Annotated in this window: 17 protein-coding genes, 1 tRNA gene and 1 other RNA gene; 11 read left to right on the plus strand and 8 right to left on the minus strand. The window is 73.6% G+C overall.

The window, feature by feature from the left end:
• Positions 1-370: 370 nt before the first annotated feature.
• From ffs to BM064_RS12425, 4 genes are all read left to right on the plus strand, one after another.
• Positions 371-466: signal recognition particle sRNA small type (ffs, locus tag BM064_RS12410), an RNA gene on the plus strand.
• Between the two features lie 177 nt (positions 467-643).
• Positions 644-2527: a DNA polymerase III subunit gamma/tau gene (locus tag BM064_RS12415; protein ID WP_092860098.1), complete on the plus strand. Its 1884-nt coding sequence runs from the start codon at positions 644-646 to the stop codon at positions 2525-2527.
• Positions 2528-2621: 94 nt separating this feature from the next.
• Entirely contained in the window at positions 2622-2966 is a 345-nt protein-coding gene (locus BM064_RS12420; protein ID WP_092860099.1) for a YbaB/EbfC family nucleoid-associated protein, read from the plus strand.
• A 447-nt stretch (positions 2967-3413) separates the two neighbouring features.
• Positions 3414-3872, plus strand: coding sequence for a hypothetical protein (locus tag BM064_RS12425; RefSeq protein WP_092860100.1), 459 nt, complete (start codon positions 3414-3416; stop codon positions 3870-3872).
• A 7-nt stretch (positions 3873-3879) separates the two neighbouring features.
• Here BM064_RS12425 and BM064_RS12430 read toward each other — a convergent pair whose 3' ends face one another.
• Complete coding sequence (locus tag BM064_RS12430) at positions 3880-4686, minus strand: tyrosine-protein phosphatase (protein WP_143103317.1); 807 nt, start codon at positions 4684-4686, stop codon at positions 3880-3882.
• 138 nt (positions 4687-4824) lie between these two features.
• Positions 4825-5382 (minus strand): NADPH-dependent FMN reductase, encoded by a 558-nt coding sequence (locus BM064_RS12435; RefSeq protein WP_092860102.1) that lies wholly within the window; start codon positions 5380-5382, stop codon positions 4825-4827.
• A 307-nt stretch (positions 5383-5689) separates the two neighbouring features.
• On the opposite strand from BM064_RS12435, the gene BM064_RS12440 reads away from it, so the two are divergent.
• The gene (locus BM064_RS12440) at positions 5690-6721 is read left to right on the plus strand and encodes a calcium-binding protein (RefSeq protein ID WP_092860103.1); all 1032 of its coding nucleotides are present in this window, start codon (positions 5690-5692) and stop codon (positions 6719-6721) included.
• A 75-nt stretch (positions 6722-6796) separates the two neighbouring features.
• Here BM064_RS12440 and BM064_RS12445 read toward each other — a convergent pair whose 3' ends face one another.
• The 3 genes from BM064_RS12445 to BM064_RS12455 form a co-directional block, all read right to left on the minus strand.
• Complete coding sequence (locus BM064_RS12445; RefSeq protein WP_425426163.1) at positions 6797-8332, minus strand: cryptochrome/photolyase family protein; 1536 nt, start codon at positions 8330-8332, stop codon at positions 6797-6799.
• Entirely contained in the window at positions 8329-8991 is a 663-nt protein-coding gene (locus BM064_RS12450; protein ID WP_092860105.1) for an SDR family NAD(P)-dependent oxidoreductase, read from the minus strand. Before BM064_RS12450 ends, BM064_RS12445 begins: the two co-directional genes overlap by 4 nt.
• A gap of 154 nt (positions 8992-9145) precedes the next feature.
• Positions 9146-9219: transfer RNA gene (locus BM064_RS12455), tRNA-Cys, on the minus strand.
• 173 nt (positions 9220-9392) lie between these two features.
• Between BM064_RS12455 and BM064_RS12460 the strand changes: the two genes are divergently transcribed.
• From BM064_RS12460 to BM064_RS12480, 5 genes are all read left to right on the plus strand, one after another.
• Positions 9393-9854 (plus strand): hypothetical protein, encoded by a 462-nt coding sequence (locus tag BM064_RS12460; protein ID WP_092860106.1) that lies wholly within the window; start codon positions 9393-9395, stop codon positions 9852-9854.
• Positions 9851-10393: a plastocyanin/azurin family copper-binding protein gene (locus BM064_RS12465; RefSeq protein ID WP_092860107.1), complete on the plus strand. Its 543-nt coding sequence runs from the start codon at positions 9851-9853 to the stop codon at positions 10391-10393. The genes BM064_RS12460 and BM064_RS12465 overlap by 4 nt, the downstream gene beginning before the upstream one ends.
• 97 nt (positions 10394-10490) lie before the next feature.
• Positions 10491-12404: a copper resistance system multicopper oxidase gene (locus BM064_RS12470; RefSeq protein WP_092860108.1), complete on the plus strand. Its 1914-nt coding sequence runs from the start codon at positions 10491-10493 to the stop codon at positions 12402-12404.
• Between the two features lies 1 nt (position 12405).
• Positions 12406-13104, plus strand: coding sequence for a copper resistance protein B (locus BM064_RS12475; RefSeq protein ID WP_245779137.1), 699 nt, complete (start codon positions 12406-12408; stop codon positions 13102-13104).
• 138 nt (positions 13105-13242) lie between these two features.
• Positions 13243-14067 (plus strand): phytoene/squalene synthase family protein, encoded by an 825-nt coding sequence (locus BM064_RS12480; RefSeq protein ID WP_177236234.1) that lies wholly within the window; start codon positions 13243-13245, stop codon positions 14065-14067.
• A 67-nt stretch (positions 14068-14134) separates the two neighbouring features.
• Here the strand turns inward: BM064_RS12480 and BM064_RS12485 are convergent, their stop codons facing one another.
• From BM064_RS12485 to BM064_RS12495, 3 genes are all read right to left on the minus strand, one after another.
• Positions 14135-14770, minus strand: coding sequence for a class I SAM-dependent DNA methyltransferase (locus BM064_RS12485; RefSeq protein ID WP_092860110.1), 636 nt, complete (start codon positions 14768-14770; stop codon positions 14135-14137).
• Positions 14771-14857: 87 nt separating this feature from the next.
• Positions 14858-16234 (minus strand): methylenetetrahydrofolate--tRNA-(uracil(54)-C(5))-methyltransferase (FADH(2)-oxidizing) TrmFO, encoded by a 1377-nt coding sequence (trmFO, locus tag BM064_RS12490; protein WP_092860111.1) that lies wholly within the window; start codon positions 16232-16234, stop codon positions 14858-14860.
• 78 nt (positions 16235-16312) lie between these two features.
• On the minus strand, positions 16313-16717 hold the full coding sequence (locus BM064_RS12495; RefSeq protein ID WP_092860112.1) for a DoxX family protein: 405 nt from the start codon (positions 16715-16717) through the stop codon (positions 16313-16315).
• Between the two features lie 465 nt (positions 16718-17182).
• On the opposite strand from BM064_RS12495, the gene BM064_RS12500 reads away from it, so the two are divergent.
• Positions 17183-17338, plus strand: coding sequence for a DUF3309 family protein (locus BM064_RS12500; protein WP_092860113.1), 156 nt, complete (start codon positions 17183-17185; stop codon positions 17336-17338).
• The last annotated feature ends 30 nt before the right edge of the window (positions 17339-17368 follow it).

The raw sequence follows: 17368 nt of genomic DNA on the forward strand, positions 1-17368 counted from the left end.
GGGCGTCGGGAGGGGATGGGGAGGGAGGGAGCCTCCGGCGGGCTCCTGACTCACCCAAGAACAAAGCGCCCGCGCCTGTCCTCCGGATCCGTCCATCGCGTCCGATGCCTGAGCGACTCGCCCGCCCCGGTCAAGGACGAGCCGCGCAAGCGCGGTCGCTGCGCGATCCTTGACCGGGGCGGGCGAGTCGCTCTGACGGCATCCGCGATGGACGGCTCCGGAGAACAGGCGCTCCCGGGGGCGCCGGGGGCCGGCGGGCGGCGGGCGGGGCGCCCGGGAGGGAGAGGCGTGCCGGGCGAGGCGGGAGGCCGGGCCGGAGGGGCGTGCGAGGGGGTTGAAACGGGGGCGCGGGGCGCGTATCTGGCGGGTCGAGAGGTTGGCGTGGGCGAGCGCCTCGCCAACCCGGTCAGGTCCGGAAGGAAGCAGCCGTAACGAGTCCCGCTTGGGTCGCGTTCAGCCTCTCACCCTCGCAAAGCCGCCCCTCCCCGGGGCGGCTTTCGTTTTTCGCGGGCCGCGCCCGCCGCCCCGCGGCGCCTTGCGGCGGGCAGGCGGGCTCCTTACCCTCTGGCCCGCGGGTCCGCCCCGCCCGCCGGCGCGTCCCCGCGCCGGGCGAGGATCCGCAGACCCCGCCGAGAGGGAGCGCATGGCCGACGACGCCGCCCCACCGACCCAGACGCCCGGCCATGAGGGCGCCGCCTACCAGGTGCTGGCGCGCAAGCATCGCCCGCAGACCTTCGCCGACCTGATCGGCCAGGAGGCGATGGTGCGCACCCTGCGCAACGCCTTCGAGACCGACCGCATCGCCCATGCCTTCGTCCTCACCGGCGTGCGCGGCGTCGGCAAGACCACCACCGCGCGCATCGTCGCCAAGGGCCTGAACTGCATCGGGCCCGACGGGCAGGGCGGCCCCACCGTCGCCCCCTGCGGCGTCTGCGAGCCCTGCCGGGCCATCGCCGAATCCCGCCATGTCGACGTGCTGGAGATGGACGCCGCCTCGCGCACCGGCGTGGGGGACGTGCGCGAGATCATCGACTCGGTGCGCTATCGGGCCGCCTCCGCGCGCTACAAGGTCTACATCATCGACGAGGTCCACATGCTCTCGACCAGCGCGTTCAACGCGCTGCTCAAGACGCTGGAGGAGCCGCCCGAGCATGTGAAGTTCATCTTCGCCACCACCGAGATCCGCAAGGTCCCCGTCACGGTGCTCAGCCGCTGCCAGCGCTTCGACCTGCGCCGGATCGAGCCGGAGGTGATGATCGCCCATCTCGCGAAGATCTGCGGGATGGAGAACGCCTCCGTCGCCGAGGACGCGCTGGCCCTGATCGCGCGGGCGGCCGAGGGCTCGGTGCGCGACGCGCTCAGCCTGCTGGACCAGGCGATCGCGCACGGGGCGGGGGAGACCTCGGCCGAGGAGGTGCGGGCCATGCTGGGCCTCGCCGACCGCGGCCGGGTGCTGGACCTGTTCGAGGCGGTGATGAAGGGCGACTGCGCGGCCGCCCTGGCGGAGTTGTCGGAACAATATGCCGCCGGCGCCGATCCGCTGGCGGTGCTACGCGATCTCGCCGAGGTCACCCACTGGATCTCCATCGCCAAGGTCACGCCGGAGGCGGCCGAGGACCCCACCGCCGGCCCCGAGGCCCAGGCCCGCGCCCGCGACTTCGCCGCCCGGCTGGGGCTGCGGCCGCTGGCCCGCGCCTGGCAGATGCTGCTCAAGGCGATGGAGGAGGCCGCCGGCGCCCCCAACCCGATGATGGCCGCCGAGATGGCGATCATCCGCCTGACCCACGTCGCCGACCTGCCGAGCCCCGAGGATCTGGTCCGCCGCCTGACCGAACAGGGCGGCGCGCCCGCCGGTCCCGCCGGCGGCGCGCCGGCGCCCGGCGGGGGCGGGGGCGGGGGCCATGCCTCGGGCGGGCAGGGCGGGCAGATGCGCCAGGCGGTGAACGGCGGGCCCGCGCCGGCCCACGCGCCCCAGGCCGCGGCCGCGCCTCGCCCGACGCTCGCCGCCGCCACGCCCTCGGTCGCGCGCCGCGAGGCGCCGCCGCTGCCCGAGGCGGTGGCGGCCCTGACCACCTTCGAGTCGGTGCTCGAGCTGGTGCGCGACAAGCGCGACGCCCGCCTTCTGGTGGAGCTGGAGGCGCATGTGCGCCTCGTCTCCTACCAGCCCGGGCGCATCGTCTTCGAACCCGCGCACGACGCGCCAGAGAGCCTCGCCTCCGACCTCGCCCAGCGGCTGATGGCCTGGACCGGCTCGCGCTGGATGGTGGCGGTCGAGAGCTCCGGCGGCGCCCCCACGGCGCGCGAGCGCCAGGACGCCGAGCGCGACGACCTGCACGCGCGGCTCAAGGAGCATCCGCTGGTCGCCGCCGCCATCGCCGCCTTCCCCGGCGCCGAGATCATGGCCACCCGCGCCTTCGGGGCCGCGGCCGAGCCCGAAGAAACTCAGTCCGCGCCCGAATGGGAGGAGACCCCCGAGGACGAGGACTGGGATGGATGGGAGCCGGTGGACGCCTTCGACGGCGACTGATCCCGTCGACCGCCCCCGGCGGCGTCCCCCGGCCGAAGACACCGTGAAGACAGGCGGGCGCAGGCGCCTCGCCGTCCGCAGAAAGGACGAGATCATGCTGAAAGGTCTAGGCAACCTCGGCGACATGGCCAAGATGATGGCCAAGGCCCAGGAGTTCCAGGCGAAGATGGCCGAGGCCCAGGCCGCGGTCGAGGCGCTGGAAGTCGAGGGCGAGGCGGGTGCGGGCCTGGTCAAGGCCTGGGTCTCGGGCAAGGGCGAGCTGAAGCGTCTCGCGATCGACCCCACCCTGTTCGTGCCCGAGGACCGCGAGGCGGTCGAGGACCTGGTCGTCGCCGCGATCAAGACCGCCCAGGAGCGCGCCGCCGAGGCCGCCCAGGCCGAGATGGCCAAGGCCGCCGAGGGCCTGCCGCTGCCCCCGGGCATGAAGCTGCCGTTCTGATCCGCGCCGCCCGCCGCGACCGGCGGGCGCGCCCGCCTCGCCAGCAATCCCGCGCCCGGCGCCCGATGGGCCCCGGGCGCCGTCGTCTGCGGGCGCCGTCGCCCGGACCCGCGCCCGCGGGACGCGAGCGGTATGAACGAAAATACAGCTTGCCCTTCATTTTTCATTCATGTTACGTCCGGGTCGAGATGACGCGACGCAAGCCGCGGCGGACTGGAGAGAGCGCCGCGGGAGGGGGGGAAGCATGGATCGAGACGCGCTCGACGCGACGGCCGGCGGCCGTCCCCCTCGCATCGCCGAAGACGCCGCGCGGACCGGGCCCGCCCGTTCCGCATCGGTGGAGAGGGGTTTCGACCAGGGGTCGATTCCAGGCGTCACGGCGTGGGGAGACGTCGTGGCGCCGACTCCTTCCGCCCGCCGGACCTCCCCCGACCTCCGCCGTCCGAGATGAGCGCGCCCCAGGGCCGCCTCGCCGCCTTCGGGCCGCAGCGCCTGCGCGGGCTGCTGCGCACGATCGCCAAGGCCGAGACCGCGCTCTGGGCGCCGGCGCTGCTGGTGGCGGCGCTGACCCTGACCGACTACGCGGTGGCGCTGCGGGCGGAGGCCGACCTGCGCGTCGCCGCCTCCCGCGCCGCGGTGGCGCTCGGCATGGGGCGGGTGGATGCGCCCGAGGCCGCGGCCATGGTGCAGCGCGAACTGCAGGGCCGCGCGCCCGAGGATCTCTCGATCAGCGTCTCGCTCAGCGACCGGGCGGCGGTCGAGGTGCGCCTGTCGGCGCGCGAGGCGACGCTGTTCGGCTTCCACTGGTTCCTGCCGGAGGATCCGATCAGCGTGCGGGCCGAGGCGGCGATGATGGGCCCCACGCTCGACGCCGAGCTGGTGCGGCGCGGCGGCGAGCCGGGCTGAGCGGGGCTCACTCCCGCCGCAGCAGCCGGTCGGTGATCCAGCCCGCGGCCCGCGACAGCCAGCTCCGCTTGGCGCGCGCGCGGTGGGCGGCCTCGATGGCCTCGCGGTCGTATTCCGTCTCGACCCAGTCGCGGAAGGGCGTGCCGCGGGCCTCGGCGGCGGCGGCCTCCGCGAAGAACCGGTCCAGCACCCCCGTCGGCCCGCGCGAAAGATGCCCGAAGCGCAGCGAGAGCTGATCCGAGGCCTCGGCCGCCGTCCTGCCTTCGCGCAGCACCATCCACAGCGCGGCCATGAAGCCCGCGCGGTCGGCGCCCGACTTGCAGTGGAACAGGACCGGGGTCGGCGTCTCGCGGATCAGCGTCTCGATCGCGGCGAACTCCTCCCGGCTGGGCAGCCCGCGCGAGCGCAGGACCGCGCGGGTGAAGACCAGGCCCTCGCGCTCGCAGACCTCGCGCTCCAGCGGGTAGGAGCCGTGCAGCACCCCGCCGCGCAGCGAGATCACGGCGCGCAGCCCTTCGCGCCGCGCGAGGCGGGCGATCTGGCCGGGCAGGGGCTGGGCGGCGCGGAACGCCTCCCCTCCCACGGGATGCAGGTTGAGGTAGAGCGCACGGATCGCGCCGTGATCGGCGAACAGCATGTCGAGCCAGGCGCGCAGGCGGGCGCCCCGGCTCTCGAGCGCGCTTTCCCAGCGGTCCTGGGCGCGCAGGCGGCGGGCCTGGCGCTTCGCCTCCTCCGCCGTCTTCGGCGGCGCCATCACGGCGTCGGGGCGAAGCGGATCGGGGGCGCGGGGGGGCGTGGAGGCAGGTTCGGTCACGGGTCCGGGTCGGTCCTGGCGATGCGCCGCTCGGCGCGCCTGCTGGGGGCGCGCGCGGGCGCGGGGTCGCGCCCTCCTAGCCGTCCCGGGCCGACTTTTCCAGCGCGGGCGGCCGCCGGGGCCGCCCGCGGGCCGGGATCAGCGGATCGACTTCAGCGCGCCCGCCCAGGCGGCGAGCTCGTCCAGCATCGGGCCCACGGCCTCCTTGTTGGGGTCGGAGGGGGTGAAGCTCCCCTCCTCGAGCTGGCCGAAGACGAAGGGGATCGTCACCTGCTGGGCGAGGCACATCATGTTGGCGGTGGCGAAGATCGGCTTGATCGCCTGCACGCCGCGGATGCCGCCCGAGACGCCGCCGTAGGAGGCGAAGGCGCAGACCTTCCGGCCCCATTCCTTGGCGAGGTAGGTGAAGGCGTTCAGCAGCGCCGGGGTGGGGCCGTAGTTGTACTCCGGCGTCACGAAGACGAAGGCGTCGGCGGCGTCGATCGCCGCGGCCCACTTCTGCGTGTGCGCGTTCTGGTAGTCCTGCATGCGCGGATGCTTGGGCTCGTCGTAGACGGGCAGGTCGAAGTCGGCGATGTCGACCTCCGACACCTCGAACTTGCCGTGGGCGCGGGCCTCTTCCGCGACCCAGGCCGCGATCGAGGGACCGATGCGGCCAGGGCGGGTGGAGGCGGTGACGACGCCGAGACGCAGCATGTCGGGTCCTTCCGGAAGACGGTGTCTGAGCCCCAACACCTAACCGCTCCACGACGCGGGACAAGCCTCCGGAATCGCGACGCGTCGTTCCTCGCCCGGGAACGATCGCGCACGGGGGCGGCGCCGGCCCTGTCCGCCATTGCATCGCGGCCTGCGCTTGGATAACCAATCCCTACGGTCGAAGCCCGCACTGCAGCCGTCCCGCCCCGGGACCCCGCCAGCCAGCCAGCAGACGACCCGATCTCCATCAGGTCTTGCGACACGCGCGCCGATCCTCCCGGGATCGGCCGGGACAAGGGGCGCCTTCATGGCCAGAACCGACTACGTCACCATCGACGCCACCGCAGCGGGCGGCGTGAATTTCAACACCTACATCGCCGAGTATTTCGCGGCCCTCGTCAACGGCTCGACCGCCTTCTACGGCGGCACGCCCGACAGCGCCTTCGGCGGCACCTACTACCTCAACGGCTCCCAGGTGCTCGTCTCCTACGACGACGCGGAGACCGAGGAGGCCTCGCCCGCCTCGGTCCTCCTGCAGGGGGCCGACCTCGCCTACGACTTCATCCACAACGGCCCCGCCTTCGGGCACGGCATCTCCGGCTCCGTCGACCAGATCGTGTTCGGCGACTGGGTCGAGGGCACCACCGGCGAGGAGGGCACGGGCCCCGAGGGCGAGGTGACCGGCCTCGCGGCGGCGCTGACCATCTCGGGCCTCGACGTCTCGGCCGAGCCGGGCGCGGGCGCCGACGCGGAGACCAACGCGACCTACGCGCTCTATTCCGCCGCCCAGGACGGCGACGCGGACGCGATCATGGCGCTGCTGTCGGGCTACTCGCTGAACTTCGAGGGCGGCGAGGCGGCCGACCGCTTCACCGGCGGCGACCTGCAGGACCAGGCCCATGGCGGCGCGGGCGACGACGCGCTGCTGGGCGGCGGCGCCAAGGACTGGCTCTACGGCGAGGAGGGCGAGGACGTGCTGCGCGGCAACGCCTGGCGCGACCGGCTCTACGGCGGCGAGGGCGACGACCGCCTCTATGGCGGCAAGGGCGCCGACCGGCTCTACGGCGGCGACGGCGACGACTGGATGAAGGGCGGCCGCGGCCCGGACCGCTTCGTGTTCGTCGAGGGCTCGGGCGACGACGTGGTCGCCGACTTCGACGCCTCGCAGGGCGACCGGGTGGTGTTCAGCCGCGTCGACGTCGGCGGCTTCGCGGCCCTGCGCGCGCTGATGGAGGACACCGACGACGGCGTGCTGATCGCGCTGACCGACGAGCGCTCGGTCCTGCTCGAGGGCACGGTCGCGGCCGACCTCGAGGCGAGCGACTTCGGCTTCCTCTGAGCCCGGCCCGAACCGTCGAGCGCCGAAAGGGCCGCCCCCCGGGGCGGCCCTTTCTGGTCCAGGGACGGGCAGGGGTCAGACCGTCTCGTCGGCCTCCATCCGGGCGAGGAACGCGTCCGCCTGCTCCAGGATCGCGCGGCGCCTGCCGGCGTCCATCCGCTCCCAGGTCCGGTACATCGCGCCCATGCGCGGATTGCCCTCGAACCGCGCGCGGTGGCGGTCGAGGAAGCGCCAGTAGAGCAGGTTGAACGGGCAGGCGCCCTCGCCGACCCTGGTCTTCACGTCATAGCTGCAGCCGCCGCAGTAGTCCGACATCCGGTCGATGTAGGCGCCCGAGGAGACGTAGGGCTTCGAGGCGACCAGCCCGCCGTCGGCGAACTGGCTCATGCCCACGGTATTGGGGGCCTCGACCCACTCGAAGGCGTCGATGTAGACGGCGAGGTACCACTCGTGCACCTGCGCCGGGTCGACGCCCGCCAGCAGCGCGAAATTGCCGGTGACCATCAGGCGCTGGATGTGGTGGGCGTAGGCCTCCTCCCGCGTCTGGCCCACGGCCTCGGCGAGGCAGGCCATGCGCGTCCCCGCCCCCCAGTAGAGGGGCGGCAGGTCGCGCTTGTGGCCGAGGTCGTTGCGCGCGGCGTAGCCCGGCCCCTCGCGGAAGTAGATCCCGCGCACGTATTCGCGCCAGCCGAGGATCTGGCGGACGAAGCCCTCGACCGCGTTCAGCGGCGCGCGGCCGGCGGTCCATTCCGCCTCGGCCCGCCGGCAGACCTCCAGCGGGTCCAGCAGGCCGATGTTGAGATAGGCCGAGATCACCGCGTGGTAGAGGAACCGCCGCCCGGCGAGCATCGCGTCCTGGTAGTCGCCGAAGCGGGGCAGGGCCTCCTTGAGGAAATGCGCCAGCGCCGCCTCGGCCTGCTCGGGGTCGGTGGCGAAGGCGAAGGGGCGCAGGGCGCCGAAATTGTCGGGGAAGCGGGCCTCGACCAGGTCGAGCGCCCCGGCCACGGTCTCGTCGGGCTCGAAGCGCAGGGGCTCGGGTAGGAACAGGTCGTCGCGGGGCGGCTTGCGGTTGTCGTGGTCGTAGTTCCACTGGCCGCCGGCGGGCGCGTCGCCCTCCATCAGCAACCCGGTGGCGCGGCGCATCTCGCGATAGAAATGCTCCATTCGCAGCGACTTGCGCCCCTTGGCCCAACGGTCGAACGTCGCGTGGGAGGCGATGAAGCGGTCGTCCTCGTGCAGCGTGACCTCCAGCGGCAGGTCCTCCAGCGCCGCGATCAGCCGCCATTCGCCGGGGCGCGTGGCGATGACCTGCCGGGCGCCGGTCTCTTCCGCCCGGCGCAGCAGCTCGCCGGGAATCGAGCCCGCGTTCTCCGGGTCGTCGAGCGTGGTGTAGTCCACCTGCCATCCCGCCTCGCGCAGCCGGGCGGCGAACTTGCGCATGGCCGCGAAGATCAGGGCGATCTTCTTTGGGTGGTGGGCGACGTAGGTCGCCTCCGACGCGACCTCGGCCATCACCACGCGGTCGCGCTCCCGGTCCGCGGCACGCAGGGCCGAGAGGTCGGGCGTGAGCTGGTCGCCCAGCACCAGCGCCAGCGCCGGGCGGCGGCTCACCACGGGATCTCCTCGCCGGCCCAGTCGAGGAAGCGGCCGGTGTCGGCCGGGGTCAGCCCGTCGATGACTCGCAGCAGGTTCTCCGCCGCCCGCTCGGGCGAGACCTTGTCGCGGCCGGGATAGGCGGCGGTGAAGGGGGTCTCGACCGTGCCCGGGTGCAGGGCGACCACCGTGCAGCCGGGATGGGTGCGGGCGAGCTCGATCGCCGCGCCCTTCACGATCTGGTTCGCCGCCGCCTTCGAGGCGCGGTAGCCGTGCCAGCCGCCCAGCCCGTTGTCGCCGATCGAGCCGACCCGCGCCGTCAGCACGCCGAGCGTGGCGCGCCCCCGCCGCGGCAGCAGCCGCGGCGCGTGGCGCAGGATCAGCGCCGGGCCGATGGCGTTGACCGCGAAGAGCTCGGCCAGCGCCGCGGCCTCGATCTGGGCGAGCGCCTTCTCCGGCGCGCCGCCCTTCGGCGCGAGGATGCCGGTGGCGACGAGCAGGAGGTCGAAGGGCCCCTCCTGGCGCGCCATCACCCGCTCGACCGAGGCGGGGTCGGCCAGGTCCAGCCCGTCGGCGCTGCGCGACAGGCCCGTGACCGCGTCGCCCCGCGCCTCCAGCGCCCGCACGAGCGCGCCTCCGACGCCTCCCGACGCCCCGATGATCAGGGATCTGCGCACCCCTCGCCTCCTCCGTCAGCCGCCGGGCGGCAGATAGCGTGGCGGCGCGCCAAGGGAATGGCGCGGGCGCGGACTGGGGCGGCAGGCGCGCGTCGGCCCGGCCCGCCGACAGGGGCGAGCCGCGCGGGGCGGCCGGAGATTTCAAGGGGTTGGATGGAGGCGACGACCGGAATCGAACCGGTGTGCACGGATTTGCAATCCGCTGCGTAACCACTCCGCCACGTCGCCATCCGAGCGTGGGGATAGGGTTTTCCCGGGGGGGCGTCAAGGGGCGGTCCGGTGGGATCGCGCGATCCGGCGCGCCGTCCGCCGGGCGGGGGCGCCGGCCGCGACCCTCGGTCTCGGTCGCGATCACGAGAACGGGACTTGTCGCCGGGCCCGCGACCCGGGATTGTCTGCGCATGTTCGCGCTGGCCCGCCTGCTTTCGGTCTGCCTGACGCTGCTCGCGCTGTGGTGCGCGGGCGGCGGGCCGTCGTTCGCCTCGGCCGGGCGCAGCCTCGAGGCGGACCGCGCCCGGGTCGAGGCGACGGTTCATGCCGGCCACGGCGCGCATGCCGCTCACGGCGCGCCGGCGCCCGTCGCGCCGGACGAGGCGCCGGCCCCGCACGCCGCCCATGCCGACTGCGCCATGACCGCCAGCCATTGCGCGGCGATCGAGCCGCCGGCGCCCGCGGCGTTCGTCGCGGCGCAGACGGGGCGCAGCGCGCCGCCCTGCCAGCCCCCGGCCGAGGTGCACGCGCGCAGCCTCGCCGCCGACCCGCCGACCCGCCGCCTCCGCGAGCCTGATCCCTCACGACGCCGACCCGCGCCCGGCCGCCCGGCCGTGCGCTCCTTCGTGATCGATCGGAGCTTTTCACAATGACCGTCCTGACTTCCGCGCGCGGCCTGGCCGCGGCGCTTCTCCTCGCCTCGGCCGCCCCGGCGCTCGCCGCCGGCGCCCATGGGGGCCACGGGGCCTCGCCCGCCGGCATGGCCGGCGGCACGCCCGCGCGCACCGTCGAGATCGTGCTCGACGACACCTTCTACGAGCCCGAGAGCGTCGACGTCGCCCCCGGCGAGACGATCCGCTTCCGCATCCGCAACGCCGGCGCCCTGGCGCACGAGTTCGGGATCGGCACCATGGCCATGCACGAGGCGCACCAGGCCGAGATGCAGATGCTCGCCGACCACGGGGTGCTGAAGCCGACCGGCATGGACATGGCCGCGGCCAAGGCGATGCAGGCCTCGATGGGCCACGGCATGCACGACATGTCGAACACGGTGCTGGTGGCGCCGGGCAAGACCGCCGAGCTGGTGTGGACCTTCCCCGCCCACATGGGCGAGCCGGTCGAGTTCGCCTGCGGCGTGCCCGGCCATGCCGGCGCCGGCATGGTGGGCATGTTCCACGCCCCCGGCCACTGAGGCCCGACCCCGGACGCAGAGCCCCGGACCCCGCGTCCGGGGCCCCGGCGCGGCCGCCTGCGGCCGCGCCGTCCCCCTCCAGACGAGGATCTTCGCGATGAGCTTCAACGCGACCCTGCGCGCGCTGGCGCTGGCGCCCGTGCTCGGCCTTCCCGCCGCCACGGCCTTCGCCGGCGACTACGCGCTGACCATCGACCCGGTGCGGGTCGAGACCGCCGACTTCTCCCGCATGGGCGTGGGCTTCAACGGCTCGACCGAGCCCACGGTGCTGCGCTTCCAGGAGGGGGAGGAGGTGACGATCCGCGTGACCAACAACCTCTCCGAACAGAGCTCGGTGCACTGGCACGGCATCATCCTGCCCCCCGACCAGGACGGCGTGCCCGGCATCAGCTTCCCCGGCATCAAGCCGGGCGAGACCTTCACCTACCGCTTCCCCATCGAGCAGGCGGGCACCTACTGGTTCCACTCCCACTCCCATTTCCAGGAGCCGGACGGCGCCTACGGGGCGATCGTGATCGAGCCGACGACGCGCGAACCCTACCGCTATGACCGCGACTACGTGGTGCAGGTGGCCGACGCCCATCCCCACCGGGGCGAGCGGATCTGGCGCAACCTCAAGGCCAGCCCCGACTACTACAACCGCGAGCAGCGCACGCTGATGGACCTTCTGTCCGACGCCTCCGAGAAGGGGCTGGGGACGGCGCTGGCGGATCGCGCGGCCTGGGGCGACATGCGGATGATGCCCACCGACGTCGAGGACGTGCAGGGCTTCACGCCCGTGCTCAACGGCAAGGACACGGCCGGCAACTGGACCGGCGTCTTCGAGCCGGGGCAGCGGGTGCGGCTGCGGCTGATCAACAGCTCGGCGATGACCTTCTTCGACGTGCGCATCCCGGGGCTGAAGATGACCGTGGTCGCCGCCGACGGGCTGGACGTGCAGCCGGTGACGGTGGACGAGCTGCGCCTCGCGGTGGCCGAGACCTACGACGTGATCGTGCGCCCGACCCGGGCGGAGGCCTATCCGATCCTGTTCGAATCCATGGGCCGCACCGCCATGGTGCGCGGCACGCTGGCCCCCGAAGGGCAGGTCGGCGCCGCGCCCGAGGTTCCGCCCCTGCGCCCCTCGCCCCTGCTGACCATGGCCGACATGGGCATGATGCACGGCATGGACCACGGCGACATGGTCCACGGGAACATGGGCGGCGGGGACATGGGCGGCGGCTCGATGGCCGGCATGGACCACGCCGGCCACGTGATGCCCGACGGCTCGACCATGGCCGGCGCCGCGCATGACGAGAACGCCTCTTCGGCGGCCGAGAAGGCGATGGGCGACATGACCGACGGCATGGCGGCCGGCGGCGGCGCCGGGCACGTGATGCCCGACGGCTCGACCATGGCGGGCGACGCGCACGCGGGCCATGCGATGCCCGCAGGCGGCCACGTGATGCCCGACGGGACCACGATGGCGGGCGCGGCCCATGCCTCGGACCCGTTCTACGCGCCGGGCTCGGGCCTGACGCCGACGGCGGCTGACGGAGGCAAGTTCCTCAGCTACGCGGACCTGAAGGCCGCCGCCCCCCTCTTCCCCGACCGCGAGGCCACGCGGGAGGTGGAGCTGCGCCTGACCGGCAACATGGAGCGCTACATCTGGTCGATCAACGGCGTGAAATACGAGGACGCGCCCCCGCTCCGCCTGCAGTACGGCGAGCGGGTCCGCTTCAAGTTCGTCAACGAGACGATGATGACCCACCCCATGCACCTGCACGGGATGTGGACGATCCTCGACACCGGTTCGGGCCAGTACGACCCGATCAAGCACACCGTCTCGATCGCGCCGGGGACCACCGTCTACACCGAGACCGAGGTGGATGCGCCGGGCGAGTGGGCCTTCCACTGCCACCTGTCCTACCACATGGCCGGCGGCATGTTCCGCAAGGTGATCGTCGAGGGCGGGCCGCGGGCCTCGGCCGCCCCCGCGGCCCCCGCCCATTCGCATTCGCACGGAGGCTGAGATGCGCCGCATGACCCTCTCCGCGGCCGTCCCGGCCGCGCTGATCGCCCTCGCCGGTCCGGCGGCGGCCGAGCCGCTCGCCTGGAACTTCAACGCCGAGCAGTTCGAGTTCCGCACCGGCGACGAGGACCTGCTGGCCTGGAGCGCGGACTTCACGGCCGGCTACGACGACCTCAAGGTCCTGATCCGTTCGGAGGCGGAATACGGGCTGGAGGAGAGCGCCTTCGAGAAGCTGGAGACGCAGGCGCGCCTCGCCACCCCGATCGCCGACTTCTGGGACGCCACCGCGGGGATCATGGTCTCGACCCCCGAGGGGCCGGACCGGGTCTACGGCGTCGTCGGCTTCCACGGCCTCGCGCCCCAGTGGTTCGAGGTGGATGCGGACGCCTACCTCTCCGACAAGCCGTTCCTGCGGGCGGAGGTGGACTACGAGGCGCTGATCACCAACCGGGTGATCCTGACCCCCTCGATCGAGGCGACCCTGCCGCTGGTGGACGACGCCGGCATCGACCGGGGCGGCTTCGCCCCGATCGTCGAGGTCGGCGCGCGGCTGAGCTACGATCTCGTGGACCGGCTGGTCTCGCCCTACGTGGGCGTCCACTACGAGCGGGCCTTCGGCGAGAGCGGCGACCGCCGCCGCGCCTCGGGCGGCGCGCGCGACGCGCTGTTCTTCGTGGCCGGAACCAAGATCCTGTTCTGAGCCCGGGGCCGCGCCGACGATCCCAAGGGCGGCCCTTCCGGGGGCCGCCCGTTCCATGTCCCGCTGGCCCCCCGGATGGGGTCCGAGCCGGCCCGAGGACCGTTGCGCCCGCCGCCGGGCTGGGCCACTGGACGGGGCATGAGCCACGACGCCTGCGAATCCCTCGTCCGAGACAACGACCGCGACCGCTGGGCCACCGCGCGCCTCGCGCCGCCGCCGGCCTCCGCGCGGCTGTTCGCGCTCTACGCCTTCAACCTGGAGGTGGCGCGCATCCCCTCGGTGGTCTCCGAGCCGATGCTGGGCGAGATCCGCCTGCAATGGTGGCGCGACGCGCTGGCCGAGATCCACGACGGCGCCGTCCCGCGCCGCCACGAGGTGGTGGAGCCGCTGGCCGAGGCGATCTCCGCCGCCGCCCTGCCGCGGGACCTGTTCGAGGCGCTGCTCGACGCCCGCTCCTACGACGCGCACGGGCCCGCGATCGGGGACCGGGCGCTGTTCGACGCCTACGTGGACGGGACCGCGGGGGCGCTGATGCGCCTCGCCGCGCGGATCTGCGCGGGCGGCGCCATGTCGGAGCCCGACGACAGGGCCGCGCGTCTCGCCGGCTGGGCCGGGGGGGCGGCGGCGCTGATCCGGGCGCTGCCGGCGCTCTACGCCCGCGGCGGCGACCCGATCCCGACCGAGGCCGAGCTCGACCGCAACACGCTCGCCGAAGGGGTCACGCCCGAGCCGCTGCGCGAGGCCCTGCGCGGCATCGCCGCCGACGGGCTCGCCAAGCTGGCCGAGGCCCGCACCCTGCGCCCCTCGGCCGAGATCCGTCCCGCGCTGCTCGCCGCCTGGCGAGCGGGGGAGACGCTGCGCCCCGCCGCCCGCCCGGGCTTCGAGGTGTTCCGCCAGGCGCCGCCGTCGGAATTCGTGCGCCGCGGCGGGCTGCTGCGGCGGGTGTTCTTCGGGGGTCTCTAGCGCGCATCGCTCCGCCGCGGGCTGAAGCCCGCCGTCGGGACGCGCCCAGGGGCCGGGTCGCGGGCGCTCAGCGCCGCTGCAGGACGTAGACGGTCGCCTGCAGCGCCTGGCCGGGCAGGTGGGGCCCGTGCTCCTTGAACAGCAGGTCCGCGGCGCCGGCGTCGATCACCTCGCGCAGGCGGCCCTCGTAGCTCTTCTCGGCCAGGGCATGCTCGTTGAGCGTGAACACGAAGCAGCCGCCCCTGGGCACCAGCGACAGCGCCTGGTCGATCAGCTCCGGCGGCGCATGGGCGGGGCTGAACACCCCCACCGCCGCGAGGTTCGCATAGGCCCCGGGCTCGACGGGCAGGGGCCGCGCCGCGTCGCCCTTCAGCAGCGCCCGATAGACGTCCTTGCGCGCGGCGACCTCCAGCATCTCGTCGGAGAAGTCGGCCCCGTCGAGCGTGGTGAACCCGACCTCGGCGAAGGCCTCTCCCGAGAGGCCGGTGCCGCAGCCCACGTCCAGCAGCGGGGCGGAGCGGTCCTCGACGAATTTCGCCAGCGCCCGGGCGCAGCGGCTGGGTCCGGCGTAGCCGTTCGCGGCCAGGTCCGCGTCGTAGCTGTCGGCCCAGTCGCGGTAGAGCGCCTGGGTCGCCTGGGAGTCCTCGAGCTCGTAGACGGCGTCGGGGAACTCGGTCTCGGCGGTCTTGTAGGGGTCTGTCATGATCTCGCCTCCGCCCCGATCATGGGGCGGATGGGCGAATGCGTCAAATGATGTCGGTATTCGACTATGTTTGGCGAGGTCGGCCGCTCATGCCGCGGCGCGGGCGCCCAGCCAGTCGAGCCAGTGGTCCTTGGCGCGCTCGGCATAGGCGCGGGCGCGGTCGCGCTTGCCCCGGCGGCCGCCCTTCAGGGGCGCCTCCAGCGGCGGGAACAGGCCGAAGTTCACGTTCATCGGCTGGAAGGTCGAGGCCTCGGCCCCGCTGGTGATGTGGTTCAGCAGCGCCCCGATGGCCGTGGTCGGCGGCGGCGCGACGAGCGGCGCGCCCAGCCGCTCGGCCGCGGCCAGGCGGCCGGCGAGCAGGCCCATGGCCGCGCTCTCGACATAGCCCTCGACGCCGGTCACCTGGCCTGCGAAGCGCAGGCGCGGGTCGGCCTTCAGGCGCATCGCGCCGTCGAGCAGGCGGGGCGAGTTGAGGAAGGTGTTGCGGTGGATGCCGCCCAGCCGGGCGAAGCGCGCCTCCTCCAGCCCGGGGATCATCCGGAACACCTCGGTCTGGGCGGCGTATTTCATCTTGGTCTGGAAGCCCACGATGTTGAACAGCGTGCCCAGCGCGTTCTCCTTGCGAAGCTGCACGATGGCGTGGGGCTTCACAGTCGGGTCGTGGGGGTTGGTCAGGCCGACGGGCTTGAGGGGGCCGTAGCGCAGGGTCTCGCGGCCGCGCTCGGCCATCACCTCGATCGGCAGGCAGCCCTCGAAATAGGGGGTGCCCTCCCACTCCTTGAACTCGGTCTTGGGGGCGGCGAGGAGGGCGTCGATGAAGGCCTCGTACTGCTCGCGGCTCATCGGGCAGTTGAGGTAGGCGGTGCGCTCCTCCTCCGTCTCGCCCTTGTCGTAGCGCGACTGGAACCAGGCTTTCGACAGGTCCACGGACTCGGCGTGCACGATGGGCGCGATGGCGTCGAAGAAAGCGAGCCCGTCGTCGCCGGTCAGCCCGCGGATCGCGTCGGCGAGCGCCGGCGAGGTCAGGGGGCCGGTCGCGACGATCACCGAATCCCAGTCCGCCGGCGGCAGGCCCGGAACCTCGCCCCGCTCGATGGTCACCAGCGGGTGGGCCTCCAGCGTCGCGGTGACCTCGGCCGAGAACGCGTCCCGGTCCACCGCCAGCGCGCCGCCCGCGGGCAGGGAGTTGCGGTCGCCCGCCCCGATGATCAGCCCGCCCGCCTGGCGCATCTCCCAGTGCAGGAGGCCCACGGCGTTGGTCTCGTGATCGTCCGAGCGGAAGGAGTTCGAGCACACCAGCTCCGCCAGGCCGTCGGTCTGGTGGGCGTCGGTGGGGCGCTCGGGGCGCATCTCGTGCAGCACCACGGGCACGCCCATCGAGGCGGCCTGCCAGGCGGCCTCGGAGCCGGCCATGCCGCCGCCGATGACGTGGATGGGGGCGATGTCGGAGCGTGTCTGGGTCATGGCGCGGGGTCTACACGTCCCGGGCGGCGCAGGGAAGCGCCCGCGCGACCTTTCCGGCCGCGCGGGCGGACGGCGGTCTCAGAGCCCGCCCTTCGACAGCGAGTAGGGCCCCGGGCCCATCGCGGCCACGAACAGCAGCCCGCCGGCGAGGCCGAGGTTTTTCATGAAGTGGATCGACTGGTTCATCGCCTCCATCCCCTCCATCCCCTGGCCGGGGAGGTAGTGGTAGAGGATGCCGGCCACCAGCGAGAAGGCCGCCAGCGCCAGCGCCGAGATGCGGGCGAAGAGGCCGAGCGCGACCAGCAGGCCGCCGGCCAGCTCGACCACGATGGTCGGCCAGACGAGCACGCCGGGCAGGCCGCCGTACTCGATGTAGGCGGCGGTCCCCGCCGGATCCATCAGCTTGCCGAAGCCCGAGTAGACGAAGATGAAGGCCAGCAGCACGCGCGCGACGGGCGCGAGCCAGGGGAGGGTGAGAGTCATGGCGCCAATCCTTTGCGCAGCGCGGCGGCCCGCGTCGGGTCGCTTTCCGTTGCGGTATCTTGCACCGGCGAAGCCCCGGCGGAAGAGCGCCTGCGCGAAACGATCTATTTCACACCGGCGCGGCGGCCCTTGGCGGGAAACGCCGGCGCCGGGGCGTCCCGTCCCCCGATCTCCGAAAAGGCGGCGCTTTCAAGGAGCCGCGACTGGACGTTTTCGCCGAATTCAGGCGGTTCGGCCGTATGCGTGAAATATCGGCCGCAATCGTTTGGCGCCGCGGAAAGCGCGCTACCTGACCTCAGTCGCCGCGACTTGAGCCGGCCCGGGGGGCGCGTCCCCCAGGACCGGCTGGCGTCGCGGCGCGCCTGGAACGACGAGACACCGGATTTCCCACCGGACCGGGCGCGGCGTCGCGCGCCCGCCGGCGCGCTGCGCGCCGACGCCGGCGGAACAGAGCGAGAGGCGACCATGCTCGGCACTATTCTGATCATCATCCTGATCCTGATCCTCATCGGCGCGCTGCCGCGCTGGGGCTACAGCGCGGGCTGGGGCTACGGCCCCTCGGGCGGCCTGGGCCTGGTGCTGGTGATCGTGATCATCCTGGTCCTGCTGGGTCACATCTGACCCGGCGCCGCCGGGCCTGCACGCAGGCCC

Origin of the sequence: Albimonas pacifica, assembly GCF_900113695.1 — a bacterium.
Classification (GTDB): Bacteria; Pseudomonadota; Alphaproteobacteria; order Rhodobacterales; family Rhodobacteraceae; genus Albimonas; species Albimonas pacifica.